General features: G+C 35.2%; 21 protein-coding genes and 1 riboswitch. Of the genes, 1 reads left to right on the top strand and 20 read right to left on the bottom strand.

Annotated features, from left to right (window positions below; all coding sequences use genetic code 11):
- Positions 1 to 52 precede the first annotated feature (52 nt).
- From IGJ39_RS04490 to mltG, 9 genes are all read right to left on the bottom strand, one after another.
- A complete protein-coding gene (locus IGJ39_RS04490) occupies positions 53 to 1,000 on the bottom strand; it encodes a phosphoglycerate dehydrogenase (RefSeq protein WP_010735914.1) in 948 nt (315 codons plus the stop codon).
- 216 nt (positions 1,001 to 1,216) lie between these two features.
- Entirely contained in the window at positions 1,217 to 1,519 is a 303-nt protein-coding gene (locus IGJ39_RS04485; protein ID WP_108146297.1) for a HesB/YadR/YfhF family protein, read from the bottom strand.
- 15 nt (positions 1,520 to 1,534) lie between these two features.
- Positions 1,535 to 2,200 carry a potassium channel family protein gene (locus IGJ39_RS04480; RefSeq protein WP_010735916.1) on the bottom strand — a complete coding sequence of 222 codons (666 nt, stop codon included), beginning with the start codon at positions 2,198 to 2,200 and terminating at the stop codon, positions 1,535 to 1,537.
- Between the two features lie 186 nt (positions 2,201 to 2,386).
- The gene (mgtE, locus tag IGJ39_RS04475) at positions 2,387 to 3,778 is read right to left on the bottom strand and encodes a magnesium transporter (RefSeq protein WP_104775524.1); all 1,392 of its coding nucleotides are present in this window, start codon (positions 3,776 to 3,778) and stop codon (positions 2,387 to 2,389) included.
- A gap of 144 nt (positions 3,779 to 3,922) precedes the next feature.
- Positions 3,923 to 4,098: riboswitch (M-box (ykoK) riboswitch) on the bottom strand.
- Positions 4,099 to 4,218: 120 nt separating this feature from the next.
- A complete protein-coding gene (locus IGJ39_RS04470) occupies positions 4,219 to 4,851 on the bottom strand; it encodes a response regulator transcription factor (protein WP_019723157.1) in 633 nt (210 codons plus the stop codon).
- On the bottom strand, positions 4,848 to 5,921 hold the full coding sequence (gene liaS / locus IGJ39_RS04465) for a two-component system sensor histidine kinase LiaS (protein WP_195339102.1): 1,074 nt from the start codon (positions 5,919 to 5,921) through the stop codon (positions 4,848 to 4,850). Before liaS ends, IGJ39_RS04470 begins: the two co-directional genes overlap by 4 nt.
- Complete coding sequence (liaF, locus tag IGJ39_RS04460; protein WP_019723159.1) at positions 5,918 to 6,649, bottom strand: cell wall-active antibiotics response protein LiaF; 732 nt, start codon at positions 6,647 to 6,649, stop codon at positions 5,918 to 5,920. The genes liaS and liaF overlap by 4 nt, the downstream gene beginning before the upstream one ends.
- Before the next feature lie 180 nt (positions 6,650 to 6,829).
- Positions 6,830 to 7,309, bottom strand: a complete 480-nt coding sequence (greA, locus tag IGJ39_RS04455; protein ID WP_010735922.1) for a transcription elongation factor GreA — start codon at positions 7,307 to 7,309, stop codon at positions 6,830 to 6,832.
- A 139-nt stretch (positions 7,310 to 7,448) separates the two neighbouring features.
- Positions 7,449 to 8,624 carry an endolytic transglycosylase MltG gene (gene mltG, locus IGJ39_RS04450; protein ID WP_195339103.1) on the bottom strand — a complete coding sequence of 392 codons (1,176 nt, stop codon included), beginning with the start codon at positions 8,622 to 8,624 and terminating at the stop codon, positions 7,449 to 7,451.
- A 216-nt stretch (positions 8,625 to 8,840) separates the two neighbouring features.
- Here mltG and IGJ39_RS04445 point away from each other — a divergent pair, with 216 nt between their 5' ends.
- Positions 8,841 to 9,995, top strand: coding sequence for a serine hydrolase domain-containing protein (locus tag IGJ39_RS04445; protein ID WP_195339104.1), 1,155 nt, complete (start codon positions 8,841 to 8,843; stop codon positions 9,993 to 9,995).
- A 111-nt stretch (positions 9,996 to 10,106) separates the two neighbouring features.
- Here IGJ39_RS04445 and IGJ39_RS04440 read toward each other — a convergent pair whose 3' ends face one another.
- The 11 genes from IGJ39_RS04440 to IGJ39_RS04390 all read right to left on the bottom strand — a co-directional run bounded on the left by IGJ39_RS04440 (position 10,107) and on the right by IGJ39_RS04390 (position 24,534).
- Positions 10,107 to 11,066 carry an NAD-dependent epimerase/dehydratase family protein gene (locus tag IGJ39_RS04440; protein ID WP_195339105.1) on the bottom strand — a complete coding sequence of 320 codons (960 nt, stop codon included), beginning with the start codon at positions 11,064 to 11,066 and terminating at the stop codon, positions 10,107 to 10,109.
- A gap of 30 nt (positions 11,067 to 11,096) precedes the next feature.
- Entirely contained in the window at positions 11,097 to 12,503 is a 1,407-nt protein-coding gene (locus tag IGJ39_RS04435; protein WP_195339106.1) for a lipopolysaccharide biosynthesis protein, read from the bottom strand.
- A gap of 195 nt (positions 12,504 to 12,698) precedes the next feature.
- Positions 12,699 to 13,916 (bottom strand): CDP-glycerol glycerophosphotransferase family protein, encoded by a 1,218-nt coding sequence (locus tag IGJ39_RS04430; RefSeq protein ID WP_195339107.1) that lies wholly within the window; start codon positions 13,914 to 13,916, stop codon positions 12,699 to 12,701.
- 19 nt (positions 13,917 to 13,935) lie between these two features.
- A complete protein-coding gene (locus IGJ39_RS04425) occupies positions 13,936 to 15,330 on the bottom strand; it encodes an O-antigen ligase family protein (protein WP_229048815.1) in 1,395 nt (464 codons plus the stop codon).
- A gap of 39 nt (positions 15,331 to 15,369) precedes the next feature.
- Positions 15,370 to 16,350, bottom strand: coding sequence for a glycosyltransferase family 2 protein (locus tag IGJ39_RS04420; RefSeq protein WP_195339109.1), 981 nt, complete (start codon positions 16,348 to 16,350; stop codon positions 15,370 to 15,372).
- Complete coding sequence (locus IGJ39_RS04415; protein ID WP_195339110.1) at positions 16,350 to 17,405, bottom strand: NAD-dependent epimerase/dehydratase family protein; 1,056 nt, start codon at positions 17,403 to 17,405, stop codon at positions 16,350 to 16,352. Before IGJ39_RS04415 ends, IGJ39_RS04420 begins: the two co-directional genes overlap by 1 nt.
- Positions 17,406 to 17,417: 12 nt before the next feature.
- Complete coding sequence (locus IGJ39_RS04410; protein ID WP_195339111.1) at positions 17,418 to 18,119, bottom strand: IspD/TarI family cytidylyltransferase; 702 nt, start codon at positions 18,117 to 18,119, stop codon at positions 17,418 to 17,420.
- Positions 18,120 to 18,367: 248 nt separating this feature from the next.
- The gene (locus IGJ39_RS04405) at positions 18,368 to 21,103 is read right to left on the bottom strand and encodes a DUF5776 domain-containing protein (protein WP_229048817.1); all 2,736 of its coding nucleotides are present in this window, start codon (positions 21,101 to 21,103) and stop codon (positions 18,368 to 18,370) included.
- Positions 21,104 to 21,961: a LicD family protein gene (locus tag IGJ39_RS04400; protein WP_195339112.1), complete on the bottom strand. Its 858-nt coding sequence runs from the start codon at positions 21,959 to 21,961 to the stop codon at positions 21,104 to 21,106.
- Positions 21,962 to 22,084: 123 nt separating this feature from the next.
- Positions 22,085 to 23,125, bottom strand: coding sequence for a glycosyltransferase family 2 protein (locus tag IGJ39_RS04395; RefSeq protein ID WP_195339113.1), 1,041 nt, complete (start codon positions 23,123 to 23,125; stop codon positions 22,085 to 22,087).
- Between the two features lie 17 nt (positions 23,126 to 23,142).
- Positions 23,143 to 24,534 (bottom strand): sugar transferase, encoded by a 1,392-nt coding sequence (locus IGJ39_RS04390; RefSeq protein WP_195339114.1) that lies wholly within the window; start codon positions 24,532 to 24,534, stop codon positions 23,143 to 23,145.
- Between the last annotated feature and the right edge of the window lie 184 nt (positions 24,535 to 24,718).

Raw genomic sequence — 24,718 nt, 5'->3', positions numbered from 1 at the left:
AATCTCTGGGAGAGGTAGTCATTACACACCTCTTCTAGAGATTCTTCTTCATTTAATAGCCTTCATTCAAATCGATTTCATTTACTTCTAATTCTGTTTTGTCTACGTAGGATTTTAAGTTTGTTAGAAAAATATCCATAAACTTCGTTTGGAAATGTGGTGTCTGACCTGCAATATGAGAGGTGATCAACACATCTTCTCTTTCCCATAATGGACTATCTTTTGCTAATGGTTCTTCTTCAAACACATCTAAAGCCGCAAAAGCTAGTTGACCATCGTCTAACGCAGCTATTAAATCAGATGTTTTTACAGAAGGCCCACGTCCTACATTGATGAATAGCGCTTCTTTATCAAAAGCTTCAAATACTTTTGCGTCAAACAACCCTTTTGTCTGATCTGTCAAAGGTAAGATATTCACCACAATCGTTGCTTTCGGTAAGATTTCTTTTAATTTCTCTAATGGATAAGTCTCTTTGAATCCTTCCACTGGATGTCCAGATGTATTGATGCCGATACATTCTAAACCAAATACAGCTGCATGTTGTGCCAATTTTTTTCCAATATGGCCAGTTCCAATAATTAGTAATTTTTGATCTGCCAATGCTTGATAATGGATATCTGATCCTAGCCACTCTTTATGGAACTGCGCTCGTTGGGCTTGGAACAATCCACGAGAATAGCCTAAAATAATGCCCATGGTATGCTCGCTGATCGATTCTACATGGATACCACTCGCATTCGAAAGTAAAATATCTTTGTCAGCGAATTCGTTTAATGGAAGATTATCTACTCCAGCAGAAATCGATTGGACCCATTTTAAGCTGTCAGAAGCGAATATATCTTCTTGATAATCTCCATTCCAACCGATACTGATCGCTATTTCAGAAAGTTCGTCGGATGCTACTTCCGTTTGAAATGAATATTCTGGTGCTATTTCTTTGATCTTTTCGATAAATTCTTCACGAAATGAACGTACTGAATAAATTATTTTTTTTGTCATCACACCCACCCTCTCTACTTATCAGTCTAGCTTAATCCCTCAAAAGAATGAAGTATGTTGCACTTCATTCTTTTAATGACTTTTTCCTATAATGAACACAGTAAAAGTGAATCAGCGTTTGACTGTCTAAAAAAAAGCCTAACAATCCGAAAGTAAGTAAAACTTACTTTTCGTTCATCAGGCTTTTTTCCTAAAGATAAAAGACTATCTCTCACCTTATACATCTGCTGTTTCTTGGAAATGATATGTTGGTTCATCTAATTGAGGATCATAATCTACAACCAGATCATAGCCTTTGAAGAACCAATCATCGGCTTCATCAATAAAGAATAATAGACCATCGATCGTTTCTTGTTTCATCGGACGTTCCGGTAACTCCACAGACATACCGATTGAAAATCCCTCATGTACTTCTGTTTTGCCATATACTTTCCCAAAAAAACGGATACCATAATTTTCAGGTAAATCTACCTCTGCTTGAAACCATTCTTTTGCTTTGTCCGTTATTGTTAATTGCATGTGATGAGCCCCTTTTTATTGATTCATTTTATCATCAAGTATATCTACATCTTCTGTTTCTCCGATAACAAGTAAATTATCATTTTCACGTACATATTCGTCTGCGGCTGGTGACACTACGACAGAACGATCGAAGCGTCGGATGGCTACCACAGTCAAATCAAATCGCTGTCTGAAATTTAGTTCTGCTAATGTTTTATTAAAGAACTTGGGATTAGATACCCGAATCTCAGCGAGCGAGAATTTGTCTGACAGCTCTAAATAATCCAAAATATTTTTAGAAACAAGATTATGTGCGATTCGTATCCCCATATCTCTCTCAGGATGAACAACGCGATCTGCACCGATCTTTTCAAGAACACGAGCATGATACTCATTTTGTGCTTTGGCTAAGATATTCGGTACGCCCATTTCTTTGACCATCAGGGTCACTAAAATACTTGCTTGGATATCTTCTCCAATTGCTACGATCACATGATCAAAATTTCTGATTCCTAAAGATCGTAAAGTCATTTCATCTTGTGCATTCGCAACCACTGCATGTGTTGCGATATTCATATATTCATTCACTCGGTCTTCACTGCTATCAATAGCTAAAACTTCTTGACCAGCTTCGACTAACGTACGACAGATACTGCCACCAAAACGTCCAAGTCCTACGATTGCAAAATTCTGTTTCACTTTTCTCCTCCTTTTTCCATTCCATTTCAAGTATAGCAAAGCCACTGTAAAAACAAAAGCAACCCTGCTTTTCTTTACGGAAAAGACTCATTTTAATGGAGGATCAAAAGAAGGCCTACTATGGTAGATCATAGAATATTTCTTGATGTTTCTACTAAAAAGGTATGGCTATATTACTAATTATTCCTACAATAGGTAGCCTAAGAATACGTTAACTGAAATAAAGTAAATAAACAACCCAGCAATGTCTTTGATCGATGTAATGATCGGTGCAGATCCAGCAGCTTGATCAATATTCAATTTCAATAAGATAAAAGGAATCAAAAAACCAAGGGCGGCAGCTAAGGTCATTGCAAAGACCAGAGAGATCCCCACAGCTACACCTAACAATGGTATGCCTTGCCACACAGAAGCGACTATTCCAGATACGATCCCTACAACAATCCCTAAACTTAGACCAATCCCTGTTTCCTTCAAAAAATGCTTGAAAAATGTGTTGAGATCAATGTGTCCTAAAGATAATCCGCGAACAAAAACAGTCGATGATTGCGTCCCTACATTTCCACCCATATCCATGATCAACGGAATAAAAATAGCAACAGCAGCCACAGATTCTAACGTTTGTTCAAACTCATCGATTACTAGACCAGCTAACATCCCTGCAACCAATGTGATGGCTAAGAAAGGCAACCGGACTTTCCATATTTGCCAAAGATTCCCGTTAATCAGTACTGTACTACGATCAGCTTCTACAGAGGCGACGTCTGCTAAACCAGCAGCGTTGAACATATCCTCGGTCGTTTCTTGCTCTAAGACATCGATGGCGTCATCCACTGTCACAATACCGACTAGTCGTGTTTCTTTATCTACGACGGGAATAGCGATCAAATCTAACTCTTGTAACAATCGTGCAGTTTCTTCCTGGTCTGTATCTGTGGTTACATAAGCGACGTGCTTGATCATGATTTCTTCAATCCGTTGATCACTTTCTGCAATGACTAGATCCTTTAAGGATAGTACTCCTTCAATTTTTTTCGCCATATCTGTCACATACAAAATATAGATTGTTTCCATTTCTTTCGCTAATCTTCTGATTTTATGCAGTGCTTCTTCAACAGTCATTTCTTTTTTAATTGAAATAAATTCAGTCGTCATGATCCGTCCAGCTGTCTCATGTTCATAGCCCATCAATCGATTCGTTGTTGCTCGCTCTTCTTCAGAAAGCTCTGCCAATAGTTTTTTAGTCACACTTGCTGGTAGTTCGTAAAACAACCTTACCCGATCATCTGGAGCCATCTCATTCACAAATTCAATCACTCCATCATCCGTAAACGAACGAAGCAAATCTTGTTGGACAGACGGTTCAAATGTTTCAAAGATTTCGAGGGCTTTGTCTTTTGATAATAATCGAAAGACCAGTACTTGCTTATCTAAAGGTAACGTAACAAATAGTTGGATCAATTCCACTTTCTCGATCGTCGCTAAATAGTTCTTCAATTCTTCAAGCTTTTTTTGCTCAAGATAATTAAGAATCTTCAATTGTGTTTCTAGGTTATTTGTATCATTTAATGTTCTCATCTCGTATTCTCCTTTGTTACATCGTTTTTTCGATATAAACTTGTTGGATGGATTCGTTTAGAAAAACAGAAAGTACATAAAAAAGACGGCCTCTAAAAGAAGCCGTCTCATAAGATCCCATCAAAATGGTACCAGTGTTTACCTGAACGAACTTCTCGTCTGAGCTTTAGCACTAAAAGACGTAATTCTGGAAATATAATCCAGATAGCTACGTTAAGCACGCCTTAAGCCGACGTTGCCTGTTATACCCTGTGGCGTCTCTCGACGTTTGAGGGCAGTAGCCTGTGTTCTTTTAGGAGCCTCACCTAACAAGTTTTTATAATTAAACCCTACAGGTAAAATTGTTTTTTGTCAATAAGAGGATTAATATTTGATAAAAATAATCTGTAATATAGTTAACCGTATCCCAATATAGTTATACAATCATTCATTTTTTTCTTTTACTTTACCAACCCATGTTTAAATGCGTATATGGCAGCTTGCGTACGATCTTCCACTTCTAATTTTGCTAAAATATTAGAAACATGTGTTTTGACTGTTTTCAAAGTAATAAACAATTCGTCTGCGATTTCTTGATTGCTCTTTCCTTCAGAGATCAACATAAGAATCTCATTTTCACGATTCGTTAAATCATCGTGCAAGATTGGCTCATTACGCCGACTCATCTTTTCCATCATTTTCGTGGTTACTTCAGGTTCAAGCACACGTTCACCTCTTTGAGTCGCGCGGATCGCATCGGCGATTTCATGGGCTGTCGATGTTTTAAGTAAGTAGCCTGTTGCGCCAGCTTCAATAGCCGGATATACTTTCTCATCATCAATAAAACTCGTGACAATAATGATTTTTGCTTCTGGCCAATCTTTGAGGATTGCTTTTGTAGATTCGATCCCGTCCATTTCTTCCATGACTAAATCCATGAGAATCACGTCCGGACGAAGTTCCATGGCTTTTTCGTAGCCTTTTCGTCCATCTTCTGCTTCTCCGATTACTTCGATATCTTCTTGGATCGACAAATAGGAAGAAACCCCTAAACGTACCATTTCATGATCATCGACTAGTAATACTTTTATCATTTTTCCGCCTCCTTTATTAAAGGAACTTTAATTTCTACACTTGTCCCTTGTCCTTTGAAACTAATGATTTTTACTGTCCCACCAATACCTGCTACACGTTCTCTAATATTGTTTAGTCCATAGCTACCGGTTTTTGTTTCATTTATATTGAAGCCAGTACCGTCATCGATTACTCGTAATAAAAGATTATTATCGATTTTATGCAAATACACTTCTAATTCATTTGCTTTTGCATGGCGCAACGTATTTGAAAGTAGTTCTTGAACGATCCGAAAGAGATGATCTTCAATCGAATCAGACAAAGTGATATCTTCAATATCCCATTTCAATGCAATTTGTATCTTGTTTTTTAATTCTTTTAATAATTGCTCAATCCCTTGCTTCAAACTTTTTTCTTCAAGGTTGACTGGTCGCAAATGTAGTAGCAACGCACGCATTTCAGATTGTGAAGCATTGATGATATCTGCTACCATCCTTAGTTGTTTACGAAACATTTCAGGCGTATCACTTTTTTCTGCTTGTTCCGTCAGAGCAGACATCATCATCATCGCTGCAAATAATTGCTGGGAAACTGAATCATGTAGCTCACGCGCTAAACGATGTCTTTCTAATTCTAAGATTTCTTCTTTTGTTTGTCCATCGACATATTGAGGTCGACTCGTCAATATTTGAAGTTCACTTGAGACTTCAACCATTTTTTCTTTGATTTTGGTTATTTCTTTTTCAATTTCTTTCACGTATATATCGTCAGAAGCGCTTGGTAAGGAATCATTTAAAACTTTTGCTTCATAATTGCCGGAAGAAATTGCTCGTAATTGTTCTTCGATTTTCCCATAACGTGCTTTTTGTAAAAGAGAGACAATCAAAAAAACAATCAGGCCGACACCTGACGAAATCGCGAGTAAGTGAAAGATCAATGGCACATATAAAATTCTGGCACTTAATAAAGTACGCCAAAATTGAGTTTGGTTGCTTGCGTAAAAATAAGTAAAAAAAGAAAATAAAATGACGATAAATGAGGCGATCGAAGCATAGATAGCTAGCATCGGTCGAGAAAGTTTCTCTATCATGCTCGAATCACCTCAATATCCCCAAGTAATGTGTTCGTAATGATTTTTAAACGACGCGGATTTTCATCGTAATCGTTACTATAGATTTTAATCGACTCGTTTTTCAATGCGAATTGTTCTTCTTCAAATTGTACATTTCCTACTAACGTTGCGTGCTCGAGACTGATTGCAATCCCTAAAGGAACTAAGATCCGTGTTCTACCAATACCTTTTCTGACGATAACGATATTATCATCTTTAGGTAACAAGGTGTTTCCTAAATCAATGATCGTATCTCCTGAAAGAAGTGCGATATTGATATCGTCCCATTCATACACATCATTACCAATTCGCTGGTTACCGAATAATTGTTGTTTTTTTCGTTCATTGTTGTGGGACTTCACTTGCTCTGTTTGAACCATAATGATTTGTTTTTTTCGCCAAAAAGCATTTTTTGTTAGATCGATCCCAGAAATCTCTACACCTTTAAGACCAATGAACAAGACAGCAAAGACTGCCATTACCCATAGCGCAGGACTATTGATCAAACTGAAGAAAATAACTAGTCCACCTAGTACAAATTGAAAATTCTGAAATCCCGATCTCGGTGATTTTCGCAATGCAAGATAGATATTAAAAATACCAAATAAAACTAATAGTAATAATTCAACATTATTTACGATTTGCCAAACTGCAAAGATCAATAGTAAGGCTTCTACTACTATAAAAAAGCGCCAAGAGCTATTCATCGCTATTCTCCTTTCCTTTTCATTCTCTTTTTTATCATACCTATTTTTGTTTCGAGATGCTATAGGACTTTAGATGTAACTATCGCTTTCTACAGCAAAAGGCCTGGGACTTTGTGTCATGGTCCCAGACCTTTTTGTATAGACAAACCAATAATTGATTATCTGTGTCTAAATTTCAACTTATGCTTGCGCGACCTTGACGATTTTTACTTGCATATCGCCACCAGGTGTTGAAATCGTTACTTCATCATTTTTATATTTGCCGATCAAAGCTTGTGCAATCGGTGAATCATTTGAGATCTTTCCTGAGAAAGGATCTGCCTCAGCACTTCCTACGATCGTGTACTCTTCTTCTTCACCATCTGGTAACTCAATGAACGTCACTGTTTTACCAATAGATACTTCATCCGAATCAACGCCATCATTGTCAATGATCTGTGCAAAACGAATCATATTCTCGATTGTCGTGATACGTCCTTCTACGAAAGCTTGTTCATCTTTAGCTGCTTCATATTCTGAGTTCTCAGATAAATCACCAAAGCCACGGGCGATTTTGATTCGTTCAATGATTTCTCCCCGTTTAACTGTTTTTAATTCTTCTAATTCTTGCTCTAATTTCGCTTTTCCTTCAAGCGTCATAGGATATACTTTTTCTACCATGTATAACTCTTCTCCTTTTTCTATGGAATACCGTAAAAGGTAATCTTTTACGGACTACAGTCCAAAAAAGATTACCATGCTTTTTCTAAAATGTAAATGTTTTTCTAAAAATAAATAAAGTTACAGATAACGCTCAATTTTAATTATTTACATATTTTTGTACTAATTCCATATGCTCTTCATATGTTTTTGCAAAATAAACCTCACCTGTAGAGATATCTGCGACAAAATAATAATAATCATTCTCTGCTGGTTCAACAACAGCTTGGATAGCTGCTTCACTTGGACTATTGAACGGTCCTGGACCATATCCCTTATTTGTATAAAGATTGTATGGTGAATCGACTGCCGTATCTTCATAAGAGACAAATTCTTTGTGTTCGCCTAACGCATATAAAATAGAAATATCTGATTGTAATGGCATCCCTATGTCAATCCGATTATAGAAAACTCTGGCAATATTTTTACGATCTGATTCAGATACCCCTTCTTTTTCAATCAATGAAGCAAGTGTCATGATTTCTTGAACCGTATGATTTTGCTGCTTGATCGTTGAGAAGTATGGTTGTAACACGGTATTCGTTTTATCGACCATCTGAATGATCAGATCTTTGAGTGACATATCTTTATAGTAATCATAAGTCGCTGGGAATAAGTAACCTTCTAAGCGATACTTGGTGTTTTCTGCCTTAGCTGCACTTTCTAATAAATCAGGATATTTTTGAGTCAACTCCGTGAAAAAGTCTTCGTTTTTTAGTAGATCTAAAAATTCCTGCTTATCTTTCCCAGTGATTTTTGCTACTCGTTCTGCAATCTGCTCTGCATCAAATCCCTCTGGTATCGTGATCTTCCCATCTGCCACTTCTGTAGGTTCTGAGGTTCCACCTTCTTGGAGCTCTTTACCGATTTCATCTAACGTCATGTTAGGGGCTAATTGGTAGAAGCCAGCCTGAAAGCCAGTCATATTTTTAAATTTTGTATAATAATTAAATACGATACCGCTCTTGATGATATGGTCTTGTTCTAAAATCTCTCCGATTTGTTTATTTGAAGAACCACTAGGGATTTCGATCGAAACCAATTGTTCATTCTCTGGGTCTAAAGGTTTTAAGCCACTATCGATATAGCGATAGACCGTAAAACCAAATACACATCCAATAATTAGCAACGTAAGCGCAATCACTAAAATAATTTTCCCTACGATTTTATCTTCTTTTTTACGTAGGTCTTTTCGCTTACTGACTACATCTGTCGAATCAGTTGCATTCTTTTGTCGTCGTCTCTTCTCAACTGGATGTTGTTTGTTTTCTGACAAAACAACTCCTCCTTACTATCAACTTCATAACTTTATTCATTATACATGAAATTCAGGCGGAGGTGAATTATTTTTAACAATTCTTATGTCAAAATTGTAAGTAGTAAATCGATTATCTTCGGCTTAAAATAGAAAATAAAATGATTCTTATTTACTAAATAACAATAATCTGCTTATTTAAATCACTAAGCTCTTTGACAGGAAGGATTGATGTACATGAACACAAGGAAACATTTAAGAAGAAAACAAGCTTCCCATTTTTCTTTTTCTCAAAAAATCTGCTTATTCATTTTAGTCGTCACTATTGGGATTATCACTTGGGCTACCTATGAAATGGCCCAGTCAAGAGTATCCGCCTCGATTCAAGTGGCAAACGATTCCCTAGATTTAACCAAAGATGAACAGGTCCTTGCCGATCAAATCGACCAATTGTTACAAAAAAATGATTATGTCGGATCTGTCTATATTCGTAAAAACAATCGAGTGATCCTTGAAAAGGGCTACGGATACGCTAACGAAGAAGCACAGCAACCAAATACTCCATCTTTGTATTATCAAATTGGCTCGATCCAAAAAGCAATGACTGCACTACTGATTCTAAAACAAGTTAATATAGGGAAACTTTCTCTAGATACAAAACTGGCTAAATTTTATCCCCAAATCAACGGTAGCAATAAAATCACGATCAAAGATTTATTATATATGCGATCAGGATTGAAAAAAACAGCTTCTCCGACCGTACCGATGAATGACCAAGAGGTGATCCAGTTTGCCCTAGACCATCTCGAATATACCAATGATCAAAGTTACAAATATGAACCAGTGAATTTCACGTTACTAACAGGTATTTTAATGAAGTTGACTCATCAGCCATACGAAAAGTTGGTGTATGACCAAATCATCACTCCTTTACAATTAAAACAGACGACCTTCTATGACCAAGTCAAAAACACTTCAGAACATGCAGTCTCTTATCAAATGAGTCCAGACGATGATTATCATCAAGCTTTGACTGAATCTGAAACAGATATACGTAATGAATTAGGAACTGGAAATATCAGTATGTCCGTCTATGACTTGAATGAATTTTTTACAAAAGTATTAAAAGGGCAATTGATTCCAAAAGATTTACTTTTTTCTCTTTGGGGAAAGAATTTGAGTGGACGTCCATATAATGGTGGGGTCTACAGTGGAAGAGATACCATATTTGCTCAAGGAAACATCAATCGTTTCCATGCGGTATTAGCAATGAAAAAAGATACCTCTAATGCAGTTGTACTAGAAAGTAATATCCAAGCCGATAAAAAATATAAAACAACTGCCACCGATCTTAGAGATCAGATTTATAAATTGATGGGAAATGATGAATAAGGAATGTGTTGACCTGTCATCTGAGATAATTGAATAAGAATGGAGAAAACCTTGTATAAGCAATTTGGCTTGATACAAGGTTTTCTCAGTTGTTACTTGGATATAGAAACTTTATGATTTTGTCGTATTTATTTCTGTTGCTAAATATTTTCTCATGCCATCAAGTATGCTGTGTTTAGGTTGATAACCTAGTGCTGAAACCTTAGTTATATCAGCTAAAGAGTCATGGATATCTCCAGCTCTCTCCTCTTGGTAATCCAACAGTAATTCAACTTCAAGAATCTGATTGATCGTCTGGATCAATTCAAGTAAAGTTGTACTATTTCCCGTTCCAACATTGAATTGTTGTCCTAATGCTTTTTCTTCTTTCGAAACAAGCAATAAAGCTTGTACGACATCCTCAACATAGACAAAATCTCTTGATTGACTGCCATCGCCGAATAAAGTAAATGACGCTTTTTCACCAGCAAGTTGCTTTTTATAGCGATCCACTAAAATCGAGATCACCCCACTATATGGCGAATTTGGATTTTGATTTGGACCGTATACGTTGAAGAAACGTACCGCAGTTCCGGGCACATCATACAAATGGCAATAATCAAGTACATATTGTTCAGCGGCAAATTTATCAATAGCATAAGGCGTCAACGGTCGAATAACTGACTCTTCTTTTTTAGGTAGTGTTGGTTCATCTCCATAAACAGCTGCAGAAGAGCTAAATACAATACGCTTTAAATTTGGCTGATACTTACGAATCAACTCAAGTAACATCAAGACACTATCAAAATTCACTCGATGAGTTTCCAACGGCCGTTCAACGGAATCAGCAACACTAGCTATAGCAGCTAAATGGAAGATATAGTTAAACTGGTGATTGTTCAATAGCTCTTCCATTATTTTTTCATCAGCTACATCCCCCTCAACGAAGACAATGTTTTTGGTAGAATCAAGATTTTCTTTATTTCCCATAGATAGATCGTCAATAACGACCACTTTATTATTTTCACTCAAATGATTGGCTAATGTAGAACCGATGAAGCCGGCTCCACCAGTTATTAAAATAGAATTCATTTGAACTCACTCCTCTATTTTTGGATATTTTTATTTTCTTGAATGCACAATGCGTTTGCCAGTCTTTAAAAGACCTTTTACGATGTCCATATTAACAAATAATAAAGCAATTAAGCAAATTAATTCTAATCCAATCAACAATACACCATCGAATAAAAAGATCAATGCAACTTGAGCAGCCAAAACTACATGATTTAATATGATATTCCATACATTTATTTTTACAGTGATAAATTTACTTGTATCATAAATTCGAATCATCCAACCAACAAACAAGCTAATCATCGAAGCAAATCCAACCCCTATCAGGCCAAAAGAAGAAATGAAAAGAAAATTAAGCATGACACTCAATAAGCCTGAAATCAATGAAGTATTCATCAAGCCTTTTGTTTTCTTTTCTGCAATGTAAAACTGACCATAGAAACCAATAAACCCTGAATAAATAGCAGAAATCAATAAAAATGGTGTTACTTGCCAACTGATGAAAAATGAACTTTGAACTAAATTACCTAAAAGCCACTTTAAAATCACCATGATCGATGAAGCTGTAAAAAATAACAAAAATGAGTAATATTTAAAAATGTTGGCGTGAAATTCTCCACGAGATTCTGAATCTCGTTCATCAACAAGAGAAATCTGCCATGCTTGTGAGAAAACAGATTGCATCATGGAAATCACTGAAGGTATTTTATTAGCGACAGCATAGATACCATTGGCACTTACTCCTAGAAAATACAAAATAAAATATCGACTTGCACTATTGACAAACCACCACAAGACATCATTTGGAATAGTCGGAATCGAGAAAATAAGCATTTCTTTCATAAAAGATTTATTAATAAGTTTAACAGAAAAATCTTTGAAATATGGTGTTGTACATGCTAGATAAATAAATGAAATGATTTCTGCAAGTATCAATGATATCAGATACCCATTCAATCCCATTTTTAAAACTACAAGAAAGTAGATATTTAATAATCCGATCGCTAAAGTTTTGATCATACCATTAAATGCGAAAATACGAACTTGTCCATTACCTCTAGCAAATTGTGCAATGATTTGTGTAAATACTTGAAATGCCAGCAAAAACATAAATGCTAGAAGTATTTGATCAAAAGCACCAGTCATTGCCAATAATGGGTAACATAACGCTGTAATCACAATCCCAATTATTGCAATGATCGTAGCATTTGTTACAACTGATTTTTTATCTACATCTTTGTCCAATGCAAATCTTAAAACAGCAACAGATATTCCTCCTGAAACAATTGGGATCAATAGGCTGACAGTAGTTGTAACTAAGTCAACTTTCCCATATTCTTGTGTAGTTAGATAATATGTATATAGCGGAACTAATACGAATGATATTAGTTTACTCCCTAAATTACCTACTGCGAATATGAAAGAATTCCCGACTAATTTTTTGTATTTACTCATACTACTTATACGACCTTTCAGAATAAATTTGAGTTTGAGACAATGCCACAAAGATTCTGTTTATTTCCACTTCTGGCACGCCTTTTTGACCAAATGTAAAAAAGCACCTATGAACCTCTATCTATTCAGTTTTAAGAGGTTCATAGGTTCCTAAATTAACGGTTATAACAACCCCAAATTTTGTCTTGTTTATAACTATTTAGACATCTCTATCAACAAACGATCACCTAATGTTTTACTTGCATGACCAGATTCGGAAATATTTAAAACCTCTTTAAATTCTTTCATTTTAGCTAGATAATCGTCTAAATCAAAATTCTCAATACTTTCAACAAATGTTTCTTGATTTCTAATCAACGGAAATGGCAAGTCTGCTAAATCCATTACTAGACCTCTATTTTCTAGATATTGGTCATAGTCATACGCATAGATAAAACATTTTTTGTTAGATACTAATGCTTCACCGATAGTGGAAGAATAATCTGTAATCAATACATCTATTGCGCACAACAATTCTTGCATATCATTATAGTCAGATGCATCAATAAGAGTAGAATTATCTAATTCTCCTAAAATCTGTTTTTTATTCTCCGTATCATTTGGATGAAGACGGATAAGCATATTATAGTTGATGCCAAATTTATTTGAGAAAGCTTTCCTAACTTGCTCTAAAAAATCAGGACTGACTTTTATCAGTTCTCCTGCTCTAAAAGTCGGTGCGTATAAAACAATTTTTTGGTCTGCTGGAATCTGATAATAATCATAAACTTTGCGGATGATAGTGGGATCGTTGTTGACGATCACATCATTTCTAGGAACACCTTCTCTAAAAATTTCTCCCTCGTACCAGAACATTTTACCGATATCTTTAAATAGATCGGAGCTTTCAAAAACCAATAGATCGCACATTTGAGAATCTTTTTTTGCTAATTTTACATATCGAGGTTTTAATTTGTCAGCCGCATTATTCTCGATTCGTTTTAACCCAAATCCAGCATGCCAAGTCTGTAGATAAAACTGTCCTTTTCTTTTAGGTGGATAAAAACTTTTTCGACAATTGTCGATCCAGATCTTAGCAGTAAACATTTCAATCAATGCACGAACTGATTTATTTTTCACTAACCTTATCGTATCTGGAAATAGATCTGCTTGATTTTGAATAACTTCTGGTTTACATAGCCAAACAATATCTAAATCATCTTTTTGAGATAATAAATATTCACAAATATATTTAGGATTATCTCCATAACCTTTCCCAAAATAGCTAGAAACAACAATTTTATTTCTTTTTAAAGGTTGCATAACTAAAAATGGATAACAACAATAAAAAACAGCATATCTTCCTATTCGTAAAAATAGGCTTTTAACTACAAAAATTATTCTAGTGATTTTATTTTTTAGCGACGCTATCATATAACTTTTCCTCACATTCTTATCGATTCATTCCATCGCTTGCTTTTAGCTTTCCGATTACTTCACCAAGTAAAAACCAGAATAAGAATGCGCCAGAAATGTTAACAAGAATCATTTCATTGTGGAAAAATCCAGAAAATGCTAATGCAAAAATACCACAAATACAATAAATCATTCGTGTATTCAATAAATTAGTGATTGGTTTGAACAAAAAGGCGATGACACGAGCTGCTTTGGTAACAATAAAAGCTACGAATGTTAGACCACCTAATATCCCGGTAGATGCTAGAGTATTCAAATACGCATTGTGTACAGAAAAATTACGTTGTGCAATATAAGTATTTGGTAAAACATCTTGTGCGTAAGCAATCATATTTTTAGGGGAAGTCCCAAATAACCAACTTGATTGAAAAATCTCTACTGCACTTTTCCAAATAGTAAAACGTAAATTAGATACATCTGTACTTTGTGCCACATCGGGCCTTGTTAAATTGACTCTACCTGCTGTCGTTCCAGTTTGTTTTTTCTCAAAAAACTGTGGAAAATATGACCAACCGATTTTGATCAACTGAGCTACCCCAAAAACAAGTGCCATGACAGCTACTCCACTTAATATTGAAAGTAAGATGTTTAAAAGAAGGTTCTTCTTTTTCTTTAATTGATACTGATACATCGAAAAGAAAACAAAAACAAAAGTTGTCACTAATAACGTAATCAAGCCATTTCTAGAACCTGATAAAATAATGTAACTGATATTTAAAAAGATTGAAACATACACACCTGTCAATAACCATTTGTTTGAATATTTCTTACTAAAGATATAATACAGGCTAAGAAAAATTGTTACTACACACATCACCGAACCATAGTTTGGATCAGAAAATACCCCAAACAATCTACCTTCCAACATACCTATTCTAAGGGGATTAACTCTGCTTAACTGGATCGAATAATTGTACTGAGTCAAAAACATACCTAATGAAACGACTACTAAACTAGTCCAAATCACTATCAACGTTCCACTTATGATCGATAATAATTGATCGGACTTATTCCTGTTGCGACTGATTCCATTATCATAGACAATAAAGAAATACAATGCTTGCCAAACAATAAATTTGAGATTACCAAATAAACCGTATTTCATGTTCAACAAGCTAGAAATACACATGATAACGATAAATAGAAGGAGCAAGATATCATATGTCCAACGATTTTTTTTCAACACTCTAGTAAAAAAATCGGCTAATAAAACAATTGAACCAAATATTGCTAATATCGAAAACAGTACACTATCAATTGTAGAAGGAAGTAAACTATACGCACCAACTGCCCTACTGATGAGCATGATCAATAACCCTACTATAAAAATATTTTTACCTTTTTGAAGATAATCATCTTTTTTTGTTTCCATAAAACTCATTCTTCTCCTGTCACATTCATTTTTCAGCCATCAACTATTTTTCTTAGTCACATAATTATATTTTATCTTGGCTAATGTATCATAACATAAATTACTTATCATTAATGCAAGCATCGACAGTTTTCGACTTTTAGTGAATATTGGATTTTTCATTACAAATGTGAAATTTGATTTTAAAAATTTTACTAATGGTTTTCTGATTTCTTTTGATTCACTATTGTCACTGATCGCTATCTTATCTAACACATCAAAGTATGCCCAACATATTCTACGATGGATTGAATCTGATAGTTCTGGGTAAGCGTTCTTCACTAACTTACCATTTTTTTCCCATGCATCAATCACATCAAAATTTTTAGTCGAAAAAGACAATCCAGTAATACTGTCATTTCTTCGATAATAATAATATTTTTGCTCAGTATTAGTAACTATCCTCTCACATTGAAGTAATAGATCCATAATTATAAAAGCATCTTCTACAATTTTACCAACAGGATAGCGTACAGTGTCGAAAAGTTCTTTTTTATAAAGTTTATTGACTGCATACGCGTATACATCTGTGCTATCTAGAACAGCTTGTATTGCATCTTTTTGATCTAGAACTTCAATTAGCTTTAAGTTATTGACCTTTGTTTCTTTGTTTTCATACACATCGATCATGCCTACCGTAGCTATATCCGCATCATAATCCAGTAACTGATCATATAATATTTCAAACATATCTTCAGCAATATAATCGTCACTATCAATAAATCCTAAATACTTTCCTTTAGCTATCTCAATACCTGCATTACGAGCACTACTCAATCCGCCATTTTCTTTGTGAATGACCTTTATACGTTTATCTTGAATCGCATATTCGTCACATATTTTCCCACTACCATCTGGAGAACCATCATCGACTAAAATAATTTCAATATCAGTAAAAGTTTGTGCAATAATAGAATCAACACATTTTTTTAAATACTTCTCTACTTTATATACAGGCACGATTATACTAATTGTACACATTAAACTTCATCCTTAACTAATTTTACTGTGTGAGCTAAAGATTCTTCAAGTGTAAATACTGAATCCCACCCAGTTTCCTTGAGTTTCTGATTGTCTAATATTGCTGTACTAGCTTTTGAGAAACCTTTTTTCTCAGTTTCATCAGGCAATTCAAAAATAACTTTTTTATTGTTTATTTCTGCTAATTTTCCAGCAAGATCTCTTAATTGTAGGTCAAAAGCCTCTTCTGACACATTATATGCTTCTCCGTTTTTACCGTGGATCATCAAATGGAGGATGGCAGAGACTGCATCACCAACATAAATATAAGAAAAATACTGTTTGCCTTCACTTTTCAAAACGATATCTTCTTCTCGAGCTGCATTCAAAATAAATTGTGAAGAAGCTTTTGAATCAGATAATAACATCGTAGGTCCAAATGTACGGCATAATCTTGGAATGACAATATCTAGATCGTGTTTTGCGATATACGCTTGACATAATGATTCACTGACTCTCTTACCTTCGGGATAACCAGCTCTTAGCGTATTACAATCGATATACCCACAGTAGTCTTCCTTAAATTTATCCACATCTCCTCTATTTTCTCCATATATTTCTACGGTAGATAAAAATAGCGTTCGTGTAGCATTCGTAGCTACTGCGTGCTTTAAGACTTGTTCCGTTCCAGCTAAATTAGTCATGATCGTTCCAATAGGATCTGTTGCATATGCTCTAGGATGCGTATTACTAGCTCCATGAATAATGTAATCAGCTTTGATAGAAGGATCTAAAGGTTCAGTAACGTTCCCTTCTACAATTTCAAAAAAATCATTTGATTGATACTTTTCAAAGCGCTCTTCTAGCTTCTTACGATTTCTTCCCATCGCATATACTTTAATATCGATTCCTAAATAATCATTTGCGAACATGATCGTATCAACTAAAAACGATCCGACCATTCCAGATGCACCAATCATCAGAAGTGATTTTCCATTTAAGTCTTTGATATCATCAACGTGGTCGATCACTTTTTGCAAATCATTTATATATAGCGGATTTGTATTTAAAGCCATCTATTTCACCACCTAGTCTTTCATCTTTAAATATGCTTTGAATAAATCTAAATCTTCTCTAGTTGTCAACTTGATATTTTTGTCTGAACCAGCAGCAAAATAAAGTGTTTCACCTAGATCCACCATCATCGTATTTGTATAAGAAGAATCCGTCATACCAATATTCTCTTTTACTGCTCGATCATATGCAGCTCGCAATTTTCCATACTGATATGCTTGTGGTGTCGAAACTCGTCGTAATGTATTACGATCCACATATTGTTCCGTCGTTTCTTCTGTTTTTTTGATAAAAATCTGTTCATTATAAGGAAGTGAAGTGACACCATTTCCAAATTCCTTACATTTTACGATGACATCAGACAGAACAAGTTCATCAACTAATGGACGAATACCGTCATGAATGATGATCGTGTCATCGTCCTCAGAATAATCCTTTAAGAATTGTACACCATTATTAATCGATTCTTGACCTTTTGAACCACCAGTAATCACCCACTGAACTTTACTGATATTGAACTCCTTGATGTACGCCCACATCGTTTCTTCCCAACCTGATTTACAAACCACTAATATTCGATCAATTTGTGGATGGTGTTGGAATGATTCCAAGGTATAAATAATAATTGGTTTTCCTTCAATATTGATAAATTGTTTTGGGATATCTTGTCCCATTCTTTTGCCCACTCCACCGGCGATAATAACAGCTGTAATCATTCGATTTAAATTCCTTCCCTTTACAAGTACATGAAGTATTTGTCATATTTAATGTTCTAATAATAATCCAGTGTCAAACTGCATTCAACCTTTTACATTTTCTCACAACTACCAATAAGTTTCAATGTTTTCTATATTATGCTAGGTAAAATGTCCTATCGACACAGGTTATCTAGTTAAATTTTTACGCACTAGAAAGAACCAGGGACATAAAATCATTGATCTTTCATGTCCCTGGTTTTATTGTATTAGTTTACTTTTTTTACATATGCTTGATTTGCTGTAATGTACCCATCGGCTGTTTTCAATCTTGGCATACCTGAAGCAGTGTATTCAATACCTTGGATCGTCAAAATTGTTCCTTTTTTGATTGCATTTCCTTTTTGAGTAAAGTTCAGATCCTTATAATAATGGTCATCTACCAAAAGTTGCACTTTGTTTGGATTGGTCACAAAGTAGTTGTTATTGCTATTTGCTGCAGCTGTCACATATGTTTTATTTGCTGTGATATACCCATTGGCAGTTTTTAATCTAGGAACCCCAGTAGTTGTAAATTCTACACCTAATACATCGATTACTCTACCTTTGGGGATAATCGCCCCAGGATTTTTAAAAGCAAGATCAGAATAATAGCGATCCTCTTTTAACATAATGATTTTTCTAGGATTTTCTAAGAAATAATTGTCACTATTAGAAACTAATGTCGTGACGTAAGTTTTATTTGATGTCACATAACCTTTGGCTGTTTTTAAACGTGGGATGCCACTGGTAGTGAAGACGATATCTTGCACTTTGATCACTTCATCTTTTAAGACGGGATCCCCTTTTTGGCTAAAAGAAACATCTTTATAGTAACTATCATTCTTCTTCATGACTACTTGATTGATATTGCTATAGTAATAATCGTTGATATTACTTGGCACTTCTTGTACATAACTTTTATTTGCAGTTAAATAACCTTTTGGTGTAATCAAACGTGGAACTGCATTTTCACGATATTCAACTCCGGTTACATTTACCAAGGTTCCTTTATTAACCACCGCTCCCTTGTGCAAAAACTCAAGGTCTCGATAATAGGCGTCATTTGCTTTTAAAACAACCTGTGTCGGACGCTTCGTGTAGTAATTATCAATGCCTGATACTGTAGCGATCACGTAGTCTTTATTAGCAGTATAATAACCTTTATTCGTCTTGAGACGAGGAATCCCACTTTTAGTTTTTTCGATACCTGTTACTTTTATGACTGTACCGGCTGGGACAGATTCACCTGCTGTCGAAAACTCAACGTCTTTATAATATTGATCATTTTTTAAACTAATGATTTGACCAGGATTCGTTGTATAATATAAATCTGACATTTCTAAAAATTGTTCAACTATACTTTTATTAGCTGTTAAATAACCATTTTTTGTTTTAAGACGGAAAATGCCTGATTGGGTATACGCTAGATCCTCTACTTCTACGATGGTACCTTTTGACACTTTATTCAAACGTTGCTTGAAGTCTGTATCTGCGTAATAATAATCATCTGCTTTTAAACGAACTTTTTTAGGATTCGTTGTGAAGTATGAATCGATATTGCTTTGAGCCGCAACTACATATGATTTATTCGCCGTTAAGTAGCCTTTATCTGTATACAATCGAGGGATACCGCTAGCAGTTGTCTGAATACTTTTTACATTCACAAGAGTATTTTTTTTGACTCTCAGACCTGGATCAGTAAAATTCACATCATTGTAAAAGTTATCATCTTGCTTGACAATGACTCTACCTGGATTGGTTGTATAATATTTACTTAGATCTGGACCCGGATTAGGCGCACTGAAAAATGCACTGTAACTCATTGAGATATCAAATGGTCTGTTTTCATAATTAGCAATCCCAGGGAAGTGCATATTAGAGGACCACTGCCACGCGCCATGGTCATTGTTCCATTGCATTGATTGATCTGGTGAATAAGGATATTGCGCTACCCATACCCGATCTTTACCGAAAGCCGAAGTATTGATATATCCGTTAGTGATCCAATATTTGCCTATATATAAAGCTGCATTAGAAAAACCTTTTGCCTGTAGTTGTCTGTTAAAAGCTAGCGAATTATTATGTGCGTCTCTTCCGTTGTTGATCAACGTAGGGTCTTCTGCGTCGTTGAACATGATCGTATTCTTATTTAATCCCAATCGATTTGCAGCATCAGCAAAATAATTTGCTTCGGCTTGTGCAGTTTGGGCTGATGTATATAAACTGTAATGGTAGGCAGAAACTGTCAAGCCAGCAGCTTTTGCATTGTTAATTTGATTCTCAGCATATGGATTAGTGTATGAAGTTCCTTCTGTTAATTTCACTGATACGGATGTCACACCATAACTTTTTATTTTTTGGTATTCAGCTACTGAAATATTTCCATTCCAACTAGCTACATCTATAAAATGTTTACCTGGAAGATTAGGATTGTTCGCATAAACTTTGTCAATCACTGATGCTGCTCGCAAAGATATCCCACCAGATTGCATTGCATACGTACCTTTTTTATGATTTGTTCCTTGTTGACCAACTTCGACATCTTCAGTTGATTGTTGTTTTGCAGCCTCATCAGTTGATTCTGTCGTTTCTTGGTTTGTAGAGCTACTCTCAGTTGTTGAAGAACTGCCTCCAGTTTCTGTTGTAGTCGAACTATTTTCTACGGACTCACTTGACACATCCGTAGTGGTAGAGCTCTCTAATATTGTTTCTGTAGTAGCAGTACTCTCCTCTATATTCTCAGTTGAGCTACTCGATGTACTACCCGTTGTTTCTTCGGTAGTAGGATCACTTTGTTGGACAGCTGAAATATCTTTACCTGTTTTGGCTTTTGAAAACTGGATTTCATTTGCAGACATACTAGGAGCAAAACTATTCAATAGCATCGTGCACAAAAGTGTTCCTGATAAGATCTTTTTAATGCTGATTTTTCGGGACAACTTTCCTGTATTTTTCTTCACCATCTAATTCTCCTCATTTTTATTATATCTATTCTTGTACGATACTTTTGTATCAAGAACAACAGCCTCGTGGTGCGGTTGACGATCTTCTTTTGGAGGTAGTTCCATGTACTCTCCAAAGACTTGTCTCAAGTAGCGATCATAACCAATTGGAATCGGCATCTTGACATCTTCAAAAGGGACAAAAACTGCAGATTTAAAATCATCCAACTTATAAATATTACCCATATATTTTGGTCCGACACACAACTCTGTCACATACTTTGTTGAACCAAATGGATATTTACTCATTTGTTTTTCAGCGAAACGCCAAATCTTGTATCGTGTTTTTTTAGAGTTAAAGATAGTTAGGAGCGCTCTACTACCAGTAGCTAAAATCCCACCATGTTTTTCTGGAACCACCTGTGAGCAGAATAAAGCATAGATCAATGCCCATATTTTTTGAATCTTTTGCTTATATCCACTTTCTGGGGCGCCATCTAATGGAAAAATATCGATAGGGATTCCATGTGGAATATCCAAATCTTTTTGATATGTTTTTACAAATGTTGTTTCTGTATCACGAATAGTCATAAATGAATTATGATCATTGTAATCTAATGAAGCAAATAATAACGGATAACGATCCTTATTTGCACGTTCGTCCCAAAGGACCTTCAGTTTTTCGTAGTCTTGTCTAGGCATGAAAAAATCTAAGTCATCATCCCAAGGTATGAATCCCTGATGACGAATCGATCCAATACAGCCACCGCCACAAAAATAACATACCAACCCATTCTCATTACAAAATTCAACAAAATACTTTGACATTTCAAGTACGACTTTTTGTACACTCTTTAGTTCTACATCATTACTATACATTATTACAGCCTCATCCATTTTTGATTTCTTATATATTTTCGCATAAGCATGTGTTTTTTACAAGTTGCCATTTCGTTAAAAAGACATTACGAAAAAGCACGCTCAAACATTTGAGCGTGCTTTTTAATACGATCGTTTTAAGAAAGCCATCAATCCTGGCATCTTTTCTTCTACAAAACTACCTATTCTAACAGCCGATAAAAAAATCGGTGCAGGTAATTTATACAGAAGCTTCGTAACCTTTTTTGCCGTTGAATCTGTCAAAGCTATATTTTTAGCTTCAAGGATCACCGGATCTGCTAAAATTTTTTTTGCTTCTCTGTTTTTTTCTTTAGATGTTTGATTGGAATTGCCATAAATAGAAAAAATCACTGAAGTCGTTCCTTTTAATAAAAGTGCAGCCATTCCAGGTTTGTTTATTTGATTGGTTACATCGTTTGCTAACAGATAAAATTCTTTGAAGGTTTGAAATTTATTTGGGTGATATTTATTAGTAATACCCTTTCCTCCAACGAATTCATACGTATATTCAACGGTTGGGTTCATGATCACATATTGGCAATGCTGATAGTATTCTAAATTAAAGATACGATCTTCACAGCTACGGTAATTTCTGAATCGAATATTTTGTCTCATGACTATCTCTCTACGATAGCACTTATTCCATACAACATACATTAGTTGCTGGTTCATCAAGTGATACATATCTTCTAAAAATGTTTCATGGTTGCGATAAATGGTATCGGATACCTGATTCACTTTTTCAGATACTACTTTGTCATTATCCATCGTTCTAAAAAGGAAGGAGCTAACGATCAAATCGGCTTCTGGCTGGTCGGTAAGTAGCTGATCATAGTCCTTTAAAATCGATCTACTTGGTTCGTCATCGGCATCAAATAATAAAATATAAGAACCCTTTGCCTGTTCAATACCAGTATTTCTTGCAATACCTGGTCCATTATTCTCCGTTGTTATCAATTGAAAAATTGGATTTCCTTCAGTCAATGTGACAATCAATTTTTCAGTATCATCTGTTGAACCATCGTTGACGATGATCACTTCATAATCATCGTAGTCCAATGTCTGTAATGTTTTGATCGTTTTCTTTATCGTGGATTGCGCATTATAGACTGGCACAATAATGCTAAATTTTGGTTCGATCATTTTATGTGCCTCCCGATCTAGCGATAAATTCGTTCTTTTGGAAAATCTATTTCCTGTAATGAGCTAGCATTTTCATCTTCTTCTAAGCCTTGGGAAGACATTTTATCAAAAAGGATCTTGATCGTTTGCAATAAGATCTTTAGGTCCATCATTAACGAATATTTTTTGATATACAACAAATCAAAGCGTAACTTGCTGTTATAGTCAGAAACATATTTTCCATAGACTTGGGCATAGCCGGTGATACCCGCTCGAACATTATGTCTCAAATAATAATAAGGATTCTCTGCATTGAATTGATCCACAAAAAAGGGTCTCTCTGGTCGTGGACCAACAATCGACATATCACCTTTCAATACATTGAAAATCTGCGGCAATTCGTCAAAACGGACAGCACGGATAAATTTACCTACTGGTGTTACTCGGGCATCGTTGCTTTTGGCTAAGACAGGTCCTGATTTGGCTTCTGCTGTTGCTGTCATCGAACGAAACTTGTAGATAGAAAATTCTTTTTGATTCTTCGTGATACGGACTTGTTTGTAGATCACTGGTCCAGGAGAAGTCACTTTGACTAAGACTGCTGTCAGCAACATGAATGGTGAAGCAAGGATTAGTAAAATAAGAGAAACGACAATATCGAATAAGCGTTTGAATAGTTCATATTCAGGTTGGATCCTAAATCCAGAAGCTTCAATGATACTTTCGTCTTCAAAGTTCATGATATTCGGATTGATCATCGTTAAATTCTCAAATGTCGTGTTCAAGAATAATTTCTTTTCTTTCTTCGTAATCAATTGATAGATCTTGATTTTTTCATTTTCTTCGATATGAGAAGATAGATAAACGATATCGATCTCATCAATCATCTTTTGGATATTTTCGTAGTAGTGGTCGATAATGACCGCTTCTACTTTATGTTTATTATTTTTTTTGGATTGAAAGTTTTGGATCGCTGGAGCGACATCTTTTTCTAGCCCCACGATCACTACTTTTTTATCTCTGCTTACTCGCAAATATAATTTGTAGATCAAAATACGATACAGACTCAACAATATCGTTCCTACCACAAAGGACAAAAGAATGACTGCTCGTGGAAAAGCAAACCAACGACCAGCAAATGTGACGATCATTACACCTAGAGACATCAATACTTGTCCGATGACAGTCACAAATATGATGTCACTGATCATCCGATTATAAAATACATATGCCCCTAACAAAATATTCAATGCGATAAAAATAATGGAAATAAATATTGCAGAATGTTGAAAGGTCTCAAAATTCCGCATTGGGATCTCTCCTTGAAATTTCAATAAGAAACTTATATATACTGCTGCATTGTATACCAAGACATCCATCATGATAATAAATATCCGACGGGCAGCATTCCATTCTCCATTTTTATTCATGTATACACTCCTAACCACAAAATAATACCTCTATCATCTTACCATAGCCACCTTTAAAAACATAGTGGATAAACAAATTGTAACCTAATTTCAAAGTTTCTAATGGTAGGTTTAGCAACAATGTCGTGTCAAAAACAGTCTCCAAAAAACTATGCCTTCAGCAAGACTTGATGAGGCATCAAGT

The sequence above is a fragment of the Enterococcus sp. AZ140 genome, from assembly GCF_051714405.1.
Classification (GTDB): domain Bacteria; phylum Bacillota; class Bacilli; order Lactobacillales; family Enterococcaceae; genus Enterococcus_B; species Enterococcus_B pernyi.
This window is presented reverse-complemented; position numbering and strand designations above follow the sequence as displayed.

Coding starts and splice junctions, on each gene's coding strand:
- IGJ39_RS04410 (WP_195339111.1), bottom strand. CDS start 18,119: ATGATTACAGCTGTTATTATCGCCGGTGGAGTGGGCAAAAGAATGGGA.
- IGJ39_RS04430 (WP_195339107.1), bottom strand. CDS start 13,916: ATGATAGCGTCGCTAAAAAATAAAATCACTAGAATAATTTTTGTAGTT.
- IGJ39_RS04400 (WP_195339112.1), bottom strand. CDS start 21,961: ATGTATAGTAATGATGTAGAACTAAAGAGTGTACAAAAAGTCGTACTT.
- IGJ39_RS04425 (WP_229048815.1), bottom strand. CDS start 15,330: ATGGAAACAAAAAAAGATGATTATCTTCAAAAAGGTAAAAATATTTTT.
- mgtE (WP_104775524.1), bottom strand. CDS start 3,778: ATGAGAACATTAAATGATACAAATAACCTAGAAACACAATTGAAGATT.
- IGJ39_RS04435 (WP_195339106.1), bottom strand. CDS start 12,503: ATGAGTAAATACAAAAAATTAGTCGGGAATTCTTTCATATTCGCAGTA.
- liaF (WP_019723159.1), bottom strand. CDS start 6,649: ATGAATAGCTCTTGGCGCTTTTTTATAGTAGTAGAAGCCTTACTATTG.
- liaS (WP_195339102.1), bottom strand. CDS start 5,921: ATGATAGAGAAACTTTCTCGACCGATGCTAGCTATCTATGCTTCGATC.
- IGJ39_RS04395 (WP_195339113.1), bottom strand. CDS start 23,125: ATGATCGAACCAAAATTTAGCATTATTGTGCCAGTCTATAATGCGCAA.
- IGJ39_RS04490 (WP_010735914.1), bottom strand. CDS start 1,000: ATGACAAAAAAAATAATTTATTCAGTACGTTCATTTCGTGAAGAATTT.
- IGJ39_RS04405 (WP_229048817.1), bottom strand. CDS start 21,103: ATGGTGAAGAAAAATACAGGAAAGTTGTCCCGAAAAATCAGCATTAAA.
- IGJ39_RS04390 (WP_195339114.1), bottom strand. CDS start 24,534: ATGAATAAAAATGGAGAATGGAATGCTGCCCGTCGGATATTTATTATC.
- IGJ39_RS04420 (WP_195339109.1), bottom strand. CDS start 16,350: ATGTGTACAATTAGTATAATCGTGCCTGTATATAAAGTAGAGAAGTAT.
- IGJ39_RS04445 (WP_195339104.1), top strand. CDS start 8,841: ATGAACACAAGGAAACATTTAAGAAGAAAACAAGCTTCCCATTTTTCT.
- greA (WP_010735922.1), bottom strand. CDS start 7,309: ATGGTAGAAAAAGTATATCCTATGACGCTTGAAGGAAAAGCGAAATTA.
- IGJ39_RS04415 (WP_195339110.1), bottom strand. CDS start 17,405: ATGGCTTTAAATACAAATCCGCTATATATAAATGATTTGCAAAAAGTG.
- IGJ39_RS04470 (WP_019723157.1), bottom strand. CDS start 4,851: ATGATAAAAGTATTACTAGTCGATGATCATGAAATGGTACGTTTAGGG.
- IGJ39_RS04440 (WP_195339105.1), bottom strand. CDS start 11,066: ATGAATTCTATTTTAATAACTGGTGGAGCCGGCTTCATCGGTTCTACA.
- IGJ39_RS04485 (WP_108146297.1), bottom strand. CDS start 1,519: ATGCAATTAACAATAACGGACAAAGCAAAAGAATGGTTTCAAGCAGAG.